Origin of the sequence: Photobacterium lucens (assembly GCF_009873615.1) — a bacterium.
Taxonomy (GTDB): Bacteria; Pseudomonadota; Gammaproteobacteria; order Enterobacterales; family Vibrionaceae; genus Photobacterium; species Photobacterium lucens.
This window is the reverse complement of sequence record NZ_SSMG01000186.1, coordinates 1-12,112: the sequence shown is the minus strand read 5'-3', so window position 1 is coordinate 12,112 and position 12,112 is coordinate 1. Positions and strand designations below refer to the sequence as shown.

The following is a 12,112-nucleotide window of genomic DNA, read 5'->3' as shown; positions in this document are numbered from 1 at the left end:
AAAAATGGGGAAAACATGTGTTTTTGATATCAGTAATTATCTATTACTACTATTCAATAATCAGATTGTGCTAATCAAGGTTATTTATCCATGTTTAGTACGTATTAACCAGCACAAACGCGCAATAGATTTGTATCAATGACGAAAAAATAACCACTTCCTTTTTTTTTTAGCTCTGTTATACTCGCCGCCGCTTTTTAGTTCTTTAACATCCGTTGGGAAGATCCTATGCATCCGATGCTTAATATTGCCATTCGCGCTGTGCGAAAGGCTGGTGACCATGTCATTAAATCTCTAGAAAAACCTCAAGCAATTGAAGTTGCTAATAAAGGTAATGATGTTGTTACCAACATCGATCATGAAGCTGAAGCTATCATCATCGATACAATCCTTAAGTCTTACCCTGATCACTGCATTGTTGCGGCTGAATCTGGTAACAAAGAAGGACGTGACAAAGAGTGTCAATGGATTATCGACCCAGTGGATGGCACCAAGAACTTCGTTCGCGGTTACCCACACTTTGCAATTTCTATCGCGCTACGTATGCGTGGTCGTACTGAAGTTGCTGCTGTTTATGATCCTGCTCGTAACGAACTATTCACAGCAACACGTGGTGCTGGCGCTCAGCTAAACAGCCAGCGTATTCGTGCTTCTCAACCTCGTGATCTAACAGGTACTGTTCTAGCAACAGGTCTACCTTTCGCTGCTAAGCAACACGCAGAAAGCTACCTAAAAATCCAAAATGCACTATTTATCGAGTGTGATGACATGCGTCAATCAGGCTCTACAGCATTGGATCTATGTTACCTAGCTGCTGGTCGTGTTGACGGCGTATTCAAACTAGGTCAAAAGCCTTGGGAAATTGCTGCGGGTGAACTAATCGCGCGTGAAGCTGGTGCTATCTGTGCTGACTTTACTGGTAACACTAACTACCTAACAACTGGCAATATCGTTGCTGGTAACGCACGTGTAGTTAAACCAATGCTTGCTAAAATCCGTGAATTCGGTAGCGACGCACTAACTAAATAATCATTTAGTTATCCAGTAAGATTAAAAACGCCCTGCTGAGTTTCAGCAGGGCGTTTTATTTATCTCTATGTCAAAACTTTGTTAGTTACCATATAATTACTTTATAGCAATAAATATACCTATAAAGAATTATGAATAATCTATCTCTTCGCCAATTATCGACTGAAGTTTATCCCCCTGAACTGGCAGAAAAATATAATCCACTTTGGCATTATCGACTGAAGTTTATCGCTCGCAGTCTTTTCTATAAGTCATCACTTCAAAAACTCGTTTATGGTATTGAACCAACATTACTCAATACATTATGTAAAAGACACAACCGTTTCATTGAAAAACCTTTTCGTCCTTACATAACAAATACCGCTGCACCTAGCCAGCGTGTAACGTTTATTACTCAGCACTATCAGTTCATTTCTAATGAATTACCATCAGCTACAAAAGAGCGTATTTTCGCCAATCATAATGGGTTGAAATTAACTTCATTCATTGTTGATGATGAAGAATACTCCCTTAATTTAACCTTTGATGGCCGTTACCAAAAAGAAGGCGAGCTTTGCTTAGTCTTGTTTGATGCCAAAGGTAATAACTTTTATACCGTAACGTTTATCGTGAATAATCAGGACGATAGACGGAGTATCATTATAGGTGGGTTACAAGGTCCTGCGAGTAACGACGAAAACAACCTTAAAATAAAAAGACTCACAAAAACACTACATGGGCAACGGCCAAAAGATTTGATGATAAAAATGATGACGTTTATTGCCAACTGCTGGCATATCGATCATTTATTAGCGATCAAAAACGAGTCCCATACCTATTGCGCCAAACGTTATAAATCTAAAAAATACGGTAATTCAAGGATCAAAACAGACTATAACCGCCATTGGGAAGCATTAAGTGGTACAGAATACGATGAACATTTTTATCAATTACCGATGGAAGATGTACGTCGAGATCCTGAAGATATTTCACGTCCTAAGCGTGCAATGTATCGCCGACGTTATGAATGGCTGGATCAAGTCAAAACTGAGATTCAACAAACCATCGCTTTAAAATAATAAAAAAAGGATCGCTTATGCGATCCTTTTTTAGTCTGAATTGATGCTTACCCATTATGGCATTGCATCAAATTCCTCACCTTCTTTTTCAACTGGCGTTGGCATCAAGTGCTCACGGGTAATACCCAGTTTAAGCGCTAGTGCTGATGCAACGTAAATTGAAGAGTAAGTACCGATAGTAATACCGATCAATAACGCCAATGCAAAGCCGTGGATCATGCTGCCGCCTAATACGAACAAGGCAATAACTACAAACAAAGTGGTACCCGATGTGATCAAGGTACGGCTCAATGTTTGTGAAATCGAATTATTCATGATTTCAGCTGGGCTTTCTTTACGCATCTTACGGAAGTTTTCACGGATACGGTCAAAGACAACGATAGTATCGTTCAATGAGTAACCGACAACGGTAAGTAACGCCGCCACGATCGTTAGATCAACTTCTACTTGTAATAGAGAGAAGATACCAACAGTAATGATGATATCGTGCGCCAATGACATTACCGCACCTGCAGCTAAACGCCATTCAAAACGCAATGACACGTAAAGTAAGATACATAGCAATGCAATCAGAATTGCCATACCACCCGCTTCAGCTAGTTCATCGCCCACATTCGGACCAACGAACTCAATACGACGCATTTCAACAGATTGCGCAGTACCTTGTTTTAAAGCATCGATGATTTGGTTACCTAACACTTCACCTTTAACATCATCACGCGGTTGTAAACGCACCATGACATCACGCGCTGTACCAAAGTTCTGTACAACGGCATCACCAAATCCCGCTTTCTCTAATGATTCACGGATCAAAGGTAAATTAGCAGGCTCTTTGAAACTCACTTCAATTAGCGTACCGCCAGTAAAGTCTAAGCCCCAGTTAAGCCCTTTTGTTGCAATCGTACCAATGGATCCTGCGATCATTAATAGCGAGAACACAAAAGCAACTTTTGACCAACGCATAAAGTCGACGACTTTGTCCGCATTCAATATTTGTCTCATGTCTGCGTCCTCTTAAATCGACAACTTATCTACGCGTTTACCGCCGTAGATCAAGTTAACTACGGCACGAGTGCCAACAATCGCTGTGAACATCGAAGTCAAAATACCAATCGATAATGTCACGGCAAAACCTTTGATCGCACCAGTACCTACAGCAAATAGAATAATTGCGGTAATCAAGGTCGTAATGTTCGCATCGGCAATGGTGCTAAATGCATTACCATAACCTTGCTGAATAGCTTGTTGTGGACTGCGACCTTCACGTAATTCTTCACGAATACGTTCAAAGATCAGCACGTTCGCATCAACTGCCATACCGACGGTTAATACAATGCCGGCGATACCCGGTAAGGTCATGGTAGCCCCTGGGATCATCGACATAACACCGATAATCAATACCAAGTTCATTATTAGTGCAAGGTTTGCGATCAAGCCAAAACCACGGTAGTAAAGCAGAGTAAATAGCATTACCGCCACCATACCCCAGATACACGCTTGTACACCCATATCAATGTTTTGCTGACCCATTGATGGACCAATGGTACGTTCTTCAACAATTGAGATTGGTGCAATCAAGGCTCCAGCACGAAGCAATAGCGACAAGTTATGCGCTTCTGCTTGTGAGTCGATACCTGTGATACGGAAGTTACGACCAAGTGCCGATTGAATCGTTGCTTGGTTGATAACCTCTTCATGTTTCTCAAGGATCACTTTACCGTCAGGACCACGTTTACCGCTGTCTTTATACTCAGTAAATACCGTTGCCATCAGCTTACCGACATTGTTCTTTGAGAACGCTGTCATCTTGCTACCACCTTCGGTATCTAGCGAGATATTCACCTGTGGGCGACCATATTCATCAGCACTTGAGCTTGCATCGGTAATGTGAGAACCCGCTAGGATCACACGTTTTTTCAGTACCGCAGGGCGACCATCACGTGTCATCTTCACTTCACTACCCGCAGGTACACGACCTGCAGCAGCGGCAGCTAAATCAGCACTACTGTCTACTTCACGGAACTCAAGGGTTGCTGTTGCACCTAAAATTTCTTTTGCACGTGCCGTGTCTTGAACACCCGGTAGCTCAACCACAATACGGTTTGCGCCTTGACGCTGTACCAGTGGTTCTGCCACACCTAGTTCATTTACACGGTTACGTAAAATGGTGATGTTTTGGTCAACAGCATAATTACGGATTTCCTGTAAGCGCTCTTCAGTAAATTTAGCCGTTAATACAAAACGACCATTTGTTTCACTGGTAGTGAACACCATATCAGGATGCAATTTTTCTAACGCTAGTTCAGCTTGTTCTAATTGCGCTTCATCACGCAGGCGAACTTGAACGCTGTCTTTCGTTTTACTGATTGCACGGTAGCGAATTTTTTCCTCACGCAGCTCCGTACGGAACGTTTCTTCTTGCTGACCAAGAAGTTTTTCCATTGCTGCGTCCATATCAACTTCCATTAAGAAGTGAACACCACCACGTAAATCCAGACCTAATTTCATTGGTGTCGCACCAATAGACTCAAGCCATGAAGGAGTGGAAGCGGCAAGATTTAGCGCTACAACGTAGTCTTTACCTAATTCACTATTAAGGATATCGCGGGCACTGATTTGAGTATCAGTATCATTGAAGCGGACAAGTACAGAGCCATTTTCAAAAACAGCTGACTTGTAAGGGATATTGTTCTTTTTTAAATCTTCGGTAACGGTATCCAGAGCGCTCATATCAACCGAGGCGCCGCGCGCCCCGGTGATTTGAATCGCTGGATCTTCACCGTACACGTTAGGAAGTGCGTAAAGCAAACCAATGATAAGTGCGAACAACACCATCAGGTTCTTCCATAGGGGGTATCGGTTAAGCACTGCTATGATCCTTCAAAGCGAATGTTTTATTTTTGCAGAATTAAAGAGACTGCATAGTGCCTTTTGGCAGAACTGCTGTAACGAAATCTTTCTTGATTGTTACTTCAGTATTGTTATTTAGCGCAATAACAATGTAATCACTGTCAGCAGAAACTTTAGTGATACGGCCAAGTAGACCACCGTTAGTCATTACTTCATCGCCTTTGCCCATTGAGCTCATCAGCGCTTTGTGCTCTTTCACACGCTTAGCTTGTGGACGGTAAATCATGAAGTAAAAAATAACAGCGAATAGACCAAGCATGATGAATAGCTGCATGCTACCGCCTTGAGGGGCACCTTCTGCTGCTGCGTGTGCTTGTGAGATAAATAAACTCATTAATAACGTCCTCGTTTAAACATTTAATGGTGGAACTTCACGGTCTCGACGAGCGTAGAATTCTTCTACAAACGCATCGAAACGATCTTCTTCAATTGACTTACGGATACTTTCCATCAAACGTTGGTAGTAGCGTAAGTTATGAATAGTATTTAAGCGTGCACCTAAGATTTCATTACACTTATCTAGATGATATAGGTACGCTTTTGAATAGTTACGACAAGTGTAACAGTCACAATGCGGATCTAAAGGCGTTGTGTCTGTTTTATGTTTCGCATTGCGGATCTTGATCACACCACCAGTCACAAATAAGTGACCATTACGGGCATTACGTGTTGGCATTACACAGTCAAACATATCAATACCGCGACGAACACCTTCCACTAGATCTTCAGGTTTACCTACGCCCATAAGGTAGCGAGGCTTATCTTCTGGAAGTTGTGGACATGTGTGCTCAAGAATACGGTGCATGTCTTCTTTAGGCTCACCTACTGCTAAGCCACCAACTGCGTAACCGTCAAAGCCGATGTTAGTTAGACCTTCAACAGACACATCACGTAAGTCTTCGTAAACACCACCTTGAACAATACCGAACAGTGCATTCGGGTTTTCAAGTTTATCGAAGTGATTACGGCTACGCTTAGCCCAACGTAGTGACATTTCCATCGATTTCTTCGCTTCTTCGTGTGTCGCTGGGTATGGCGTACACTCGTCGAAAATCATTACGATGTCAGAACCTAGATCTTTTTGAATTTCCATCGACTTTTCAGCGTCCATGAAAATCTTGTCACCGTTTACAGGGTTACGGAAGTGAACACCTTCTTCAGTGATCTTACGTAGAGAACCAAGGCTAAATACTTGGAAACCGCCTGAATCGGTAAGAATAGGACCTTGCCATTGCATGAAGTCATGTAAATCACCGTGTAATTTCATTACTTCTTGACCTGGGCGAAGCCATAAGTGGAAAGTGTTACCTAACAGGATTTGCGCACCTGTGTCTTTCACTTCCTCAGGCGTCATACCTTTAACTGTACCGTAAGTACCCACTGGCATGAATGCAGGCGTTTCTACTGTACCGCGTTCAAACTGCAAGCGACCACGACGAGCGCGTCCTTGAGTTTTATCTAATTCAAATTTCACAAAACCTCCAAAAGCCAGAGAAACAATCTGACGAATTTCCCATTACAGGACCTAGCTCCACCAGCACATGCTGAGAAACCACATAAACAATCATGATAACGATGATTGCCAGCTTAGCTTTAGCTACATTAATTACAAGATTAACTAAAGCGTAGCGGAAGAACGTCATGCTGTGACTGGGTTATATAACAGAATTTATACTAAGCTACAGACACAACAAAGGCTGCAATTGTAACAAAAAGCAGCCTTAATCTTTACTCGTTATAACAAGCGTTAAACTATCGGGTTTTACGCGTCTTTACGAGTAATGAACATTGAATCACCATAACTGAAGAAGCGGTACTTATTTGCCACTGCTTCATGATAGGCATTCATGGTATTTTCATAGCCAGCAAAAGCGCTAACTAACATAATTAGGGTTGATTCTGGTAAGTGGAAATTAGTAATTAATACATCCACTAACTGGAACTGATAACCAGGGAAGATAAAGATATCAGTATCACCAAAGAATGGCTTAAATTCAGTACCTTTCTTTAATGCATCTTGTGCAGCACTTTCTAAAGAACGCACTGATGTTGTCCCCACAGCAATAACACGACCACCGTTAGCACGCGTTTCATTAACTGCAGCGACTACATCTTCAGGTACTTCTACATATTCTGAGTGCATGTGGTGATCATTGATGTCATCCACACGTACTGGCTGGAATGTACCTGCGCCAACATGCAAGGTCACAAACGCAAAGTTAACACCTTTTGCTTTCAGATCAGCCATTAACTTATCGTCAAAGTGTAAACCCGCCGTTGGTGCAGCTACTGCACCCGGCTTTGCATTATAAACCGTTTGGTAACGCTCTTTGTCTGCATCTTCATCAGGACGATCAATGTAAGGCGGTAATGGCATGTGACCGACGATATCAAGGATCTCTAGTACTGTTTTATCGCTGTTAAAGCGAATTTCAAACAGTGCATCATGACGTGCAACCATCTCAGCTGAGAATTCACCATTTTCACCCAACAATAGCTCATTACCAGGCTTTGGCGGCTTAGAAGCACGAACGTGAGCCAAAATAGATTTGTCATCAAGCATGCGCTCAACTAGCACTTCAATTTTGCCACCCGACGCCTTATGCCCAAACATACGCGCAGGGATCACTCGAGTATTATTAAATACAAGTAAATCGCCCGGTTGCACAAGATCTAACACATCTTTAAAGCATTTATGTGCTAACTCACCCGTATTACCCGTCATTTGTAGTAAACGGCTTGCGGTACGTTCTGGTTGAGGATAACGAGCAATTAACTCGTCTGGTAGTTCAAAATCAAAATCTGAAACTTGCATTGTATTACGCCCTAAATCACAGCAAGCGGGCATTATATACTTAACTTCCCCCAAGATGCGAAGCCAACTGTTATTTCACTCGATTAAAATGGATAATTTTCGCTAAACCATTAAAACGAACGCTCATCACTTCCACTTAACCCAAGCAATATCCACATAGAATATATTGAAATATTTGATATTCATCATGCGTTTTTGCAACGCAATTCGATATATTGAAGAAAAGATAAGCAAATTACTCGTCTATTTGCTGTTTTAACCGCACTTGCATGGAGGTTAATATGTTCACTGTTGCTGATATGATGACACCCCAACCTCGAACCTTATCACGCAATGATACTTTGCTGGATGCAAAGGAAATGATGGAGAATTTATCTATTCGTCATATTCCTATTACTGATCATAATAATGAATTGATAGGACTCGTTAGCCAGCGTGATATTCTTTCCGCTCAAGATTCAAATCTCAAATCTATTATCGAAAACCCGCTATCCTCAACACTGGATGTTTTACTTGATCATTCAATGAACACAAAAGTAATGAGTGTTGATTATCGTGCAGGATTAAAACAAGCCGCACTGTATATGCAAAAACATAAAATAGGCTGTTTACCTGTAGTAAAAGAGAAAAAACTGGTCGGTATTATCACAGATTCAGACTTTGTCGCGATTGCGATTACATTAATAGAAACACTGGAAGAAGTTGATCCTATTGAGTCTGACTTCGAGATGTTAGACGAATAAAAAAGGGGAGCGTCATGCTCCCCGATGATAACGTAATAGTCAGTACTCATTTAAAGCTGCGGCCCATACTTAAGTACTGCTGATAACAACACTTTGCTAGGATAGTTAGTAAACACGTTATCTTAAAAATATTATTCATTGCGATGCAGCTTAATTACTTAAATTGATCTTCTTCTGTAGAGCCAGTCAGTGCTGTTACTGAAGAATTACCGCCTTGAATCGTATTAGTCATGGTATCGAAATAGCCCGTTCCCACTTCTTGCTGATGCGCAACAAAGGTATAGCCTTTCTCTGCAGCCTCAAATTCAGGACGTTGTACTTTCTCAACGTAGTGACGCATCCCCTCACCTTGCGCGTAAGCATGTGCTAATTCAAACATGTTAAACCACATATTATGAATACCCGCTAAGGTAATGAACTGGTACTTATAGCCCATGTCTGAAAGCTCTTGCTGGAATTTAGCAATGGTTTCAGCATCAAGATTTTTCTCCCAGTTAAACGATGGCGAACAGTTATAAGCCAGTAACTGATCTGGGTATTGCGCATGGATCGCTTCAGCAAATTTGCGCGCTTCTTCTAAACATGGGGTCGCGGTCTCACACCAGATTAAATCTGCGTATGGTGCGTATGCTAAGCCACGAGCAATCGCCTGATCGATGCCAGCACGGACACGGTAGAAACCTTCTGCAGTACGATCACCAATAATGAAGTCTTTATCATATGGGTCGCAATCTGACGTTAATAAATCCGCAGCATTGGCATCAGTACGGGCGATCACGAGTGTTGTTGTACCAGCCACATCAGCGGCTAAACGAGCTGCGACCAACTTTTGCACCGCTTCTTGAGTAGGCACAAGTACCTTACCGCCCATGTGACCACATTTTTTCACCGACGCTAACTGATCTTCAAAGTGAACACCGGCAGCACCTGCTTCAATCATGCTACGCATAAGCTCATAAGCATTAAGTACGCCACCAAAACCCGCTTCCGCATCAGCGACAATCGGTAAGAAATAATCAACACCGTCTTCTGGGTTACCACCATTCGCCCATTGAATTTGATCGGCACAGCGGAAAGAATTATTAATACGTTTCACCACAGCAGGCACAGAATCTACTGGGTACAACGACTGATCTGGATACATAGTCGATGCGGTATTATTATCAGCTGCCACTTGCCAGCCTGATAAATAAATCGCTTCAATACCGGCTTTTGCTTGCTGAACAGCCTGGCCACCTGTTAATGCACCCAAACAATTCACATACCCTTTTTTCGCTTCACCATTAACTAATTGCCATAACTTGTCAGCACCACGCTGAGCAATAGTATTAGCTGGAGCAAACGAGCCGCGTAGATTAATGACTTCTTCCGCACTATAAGTACGCTTAACATGTTTCCAACGTGGGTTTTCCGCCCAGTCTTTTTCAATTGCTTCAATTTGTTGTTGGCGTGTTAATGTCATAATGGTATCCCTCGTATCTATCCGCTTTCATCCGTTGGTATGACGGTTAATTGATACTAATTTTCAACATACATCTGGTACTGCGACCCTCAACTACCTCGGATTCTCTTTAGTTATACAAACGCTATGGCGCTTAATTTAAATATTCATAACCATGTAAGGTTAAGAAGTTTTCTAACTCTTCACTTGTGGTCAGCTTCGCCATCAATTCAGCTGCTTCATCAAAGCGTCCTTGATTAAAGCGAACACCACCTAACTCTTCTTTTAAGACCAACATTTCTTCAGCCAGCATTTGCTCAAACAACGCTTTAGTGACCACTTTACCGTTTGATAACGCTTGCTTATGTTTGATCCACTGCCAAATCGAGGCACGGGAAATTTCAGCGGTTGCCGCATCTTCCATTAATCCGTAAATTGGCACACAACCATTACCAGAAATCCATGCTTCAATGTATTGCACCGCGACACGAATATTGTGACGCATTCCCTCTTCTGTTCGTTCACCATCACAAGGAGCTAATAACTCATTTGCCGTAATCGGCGCATCGTTATCACGGGTAATATCTAATTGGTTTTTACGATCGCCGAGTACGTGATCAAATACGCCACATGCGGTATCAGCAAGACCTGGGTGCGCAACCCATGTACCATCGTGTCCATTACTTGCCTCAAGTGCTTTATCTGTTTGAATTTTATTTAATACCCATGCTTGGCGCTGTGGATCTTTAGATGGAATAAAGGCAGCCATCCCTCCCATAGCAAAAGCACCACGACGATGACACGTGCGAACTAACAAGCGTGAGTACGCATTAAGAAAAGGCTTTTCCATTGTTACGACTTGGCGATCAGGTAAGATGCGATCTGGATATTGGCGTAAGGTTTTTATATAGCTAAAGATATAATCCCAACGACCACAATTAAGCCCTACAATGTGCTCTTTTAGGTTAAATAAGATCTCATCCATTTCAAAAACAGCAGGCAGTGTTTCAATTAACACAGTGGCTTTGATAGTGCCTCGCGCTAATCCAAATTCATCTTCGGTATAGCTAAATACATCACTCCACCATGCCGCTTCTCGATATGCCTGTAATTTTGGTAAATAGAAATATGGACCACTGCCTTTAGCTAATAAGGCTTTTTGATTGAGGTAAAAGTACAGCGCAAAGTCTAATAGCGCCCCTGGAATGGGTTTACCATTCCACAGCACATGCTTTTCGGGTAAATGTAACCCTCGAACTCGGCATATCAATACCGCAGGATCATCGGCTAATTGATAATGTTTGCCATTCGCTGGATTAACATAATCAATGGTGCCATTAACTGCATCTCGTAAATTACGCTGTCCTTCGATCACTTCATTCCATGCTGGTGCAAAAGAATCTTCAAAGTCAGCCATGAACACTTTTACATTGGCATTAAGCGCATTGATCACCATCTTGCGATCAACAGGGCCTGTAATTTCCACGCGTCGGTCTTGTAAATCTTGAGGAATATTTTGAATTTTCCACTCAGCTTGACGAATAGATTCTGTTTCAGGATCAAAGTCAGGTAATTGACCTCTATCAATCTGACGCTGACGCTGTTCACGATCTTCTAGCAGCAAAGGAATACGCTCAGCAAAACGATCAACCAAACGTTCTAAGAAAAGTAATGCGTCATCCGATAAAATCTCACGCTGCGATTCTGTAAGCGGTTGCTGTAATGATAATTTCATTTGGTAGTTAGATTGAACGGCTGTATCTGTCATAACGCCCCACCCTTGTAACTTAATCACCACTTTTATCAATAAGCCGTAGTGAGCTTTTTATAAGCATTATTGCTTAACCTGTTCTTTACGTTGCAGCAACATATAGCAAAAAGCAAATCCATGCCTTCTATCTTAAAATAACAAAAAACAACAAAAACCAACAAAAACAATAACTTAAATAAATAAGAGTAAAAACTCAAAACACTAAATTAAAACAAAAGGCAGTAAATAACTCGGAATAGATACTTTGTTTTAAAAACGATACTTTTTGTATGCACTTACGTAATTTAATTACACAACAAAAGAATGAGTAATTAGTAATATTTTTCGTTTTAAACATCGATACTT

10 protein-coding genes are annotated in these 12,112 nt (G+C 41.7%); 3 read left to right on the top strand and 7 right to left on the bottom strand.

Annotated features, from left to right (window positions below):
• The first annotated feature begins 228 nt into the window (after window positions 1-228).
• Together suhB and E5A76_RS08855 are read left to right on the top strand one after the other, a co-directional pair.
• Window positions 229-1,029 (top strand): inositol-1-monophosphatase, encoded by an 801-nt coding sequence (suhB, locus tag E5A76_RS08860; RefSeq protein ID WP_053987143.1) that lies wholly within the window; start codon window positions 229-231, stop codon window positions 1,027-1,029.
• Window positions 1,030-1,160: 131 nt separating this feature from the next.
• On the top strand, window positions 1,161-2,087 hold the full coding sequence (locus tag E5A76_RS08855; RefSeq protein WP_161118698.1) for a VirK/YbjX family protein: 927 nt from the start codon (window positions 1,161-1,163) through the stop codon (window positions 2,085-2,087).
• A gap of 54 nt (window positions 2,088-2,141) precedes the next feature.
• Here E5A76_RS08855 and secF read toward each other — a convergent pair whose 3' ends face one another.
• The 5 genes from secF to queA form a co-directional block, all read right to left on the bottom strand.
• Window positions 2,142-3,089 (bottom strand): protein translocase subunit SecF, encoded by a 948-nt coding sequence (gene secF / locus E5A76_RS08850; RefSeq protein WP_053987145.1) that lies wholly within the window; start codon window positions 3,087-3,089, stop codon window positions 2,142-2,144.
• 12 nt (window positions 3,090-3,101) lie between these two features.
• On the bottom strand, window positions 3,102-4,955 hold the full coding sequence (gene secD / locus E5A76_RS08845) for a protein translocase subunit SecD (protein WP_161118697.1): 1,854 nt from the start codon (window positions 4,953-4,955) through the stop codon (window positions 3,102-3,104).
• Window positions 4,956-4,995: 40 nt separating this feature from the next.
• Window positions 4,996-5,331, bottom strand: coding sequence for a preprotein translocase subunit YajC (yajC, locus tag E5A76_RS08840; RefSeq protein WP_008987760.1), 336 nt, complete (start codon window positions 5,329-5,331; stop codon window positions 4,996-4,998).
• 15 nt (window positions 5,332-5,346) lie between these two features.
• Window positions 5,347-6,471, bottom strand: a complete 1,125-nt coding sequence (gene tgt / locus E5A76_RS08835; RefSeq protein WP_008987761.1) for a tRNA guanosine(34) transglycosylase Tgt — start codon at window positions 6,469-6,471, stop codon at window positions 5,347-5,349.
• Between the two features lie 288 nt (window positions 6,472-6,759).
• Window positions 6,760-7,812: a tRNA preQ1(34) S-adenosylmethionine ribosyltransferase-isomerase QueA gene (gene queA / locus E5A76_RS08830; RefSeq protein WP_161118696.1), complete on the bottom strand. Its 1,053-nt coding sequence runs from the start codon at window positions 7,810-7,812 to the stop codon at window positions 6,760-6,762.
• Window positions 7,813-8,093: 281 nt separating this feature from the next.
• Between queA and E5A76_RS08825 the strand changes: the two genes are divergently transcribed.
• On the top strand, window positions 8,094-8,555 hold the full coding sequence (locus E5A76_RS08825; protein ID WP_107165542.1) for a CBS domain-containing protein: 462 nt from the start codon (window positions 8,094-8,096) through the stop codon (window positions 8,553-8,555).
• Between the two features lie 154 nt (window positions 8,556-8,709).
• Here E5A76_RS08825 and aceA read toward each other — a convergent pair whose 3' ends face one another.
• Both aceA and aceB read right to left on the bottom strand, forming a co-directional pair.
• Window positions 8,710-10,017 carry an isocitrate lyase gene (gene aceA / locus E5A76_RS08820; protein ID WP_161118695.1) on the bottom strand — a complete coding sequence of 436 codons (1,308 nt, stop codon included), beginning with the start codon at window positions 10,015-10,017 and terminating at the stop codon, window positions 8,710-8,712.
• Between the two features lie 133 nt (window positions 10,018-10,150).
• Complete coding sequence (gene aceB, locus E5A76_RS08815; protein WP_161118694.1) at window positions 10,151-11,764, bottom strand: malate synthase A; 1,614 nt, start codon at window positions 11,762-11,764, stop codon at window positions 10,151-10,153.
• Between the last annotated feature and the right edge of the window lie 348 nt (window positions 11,765-12,112).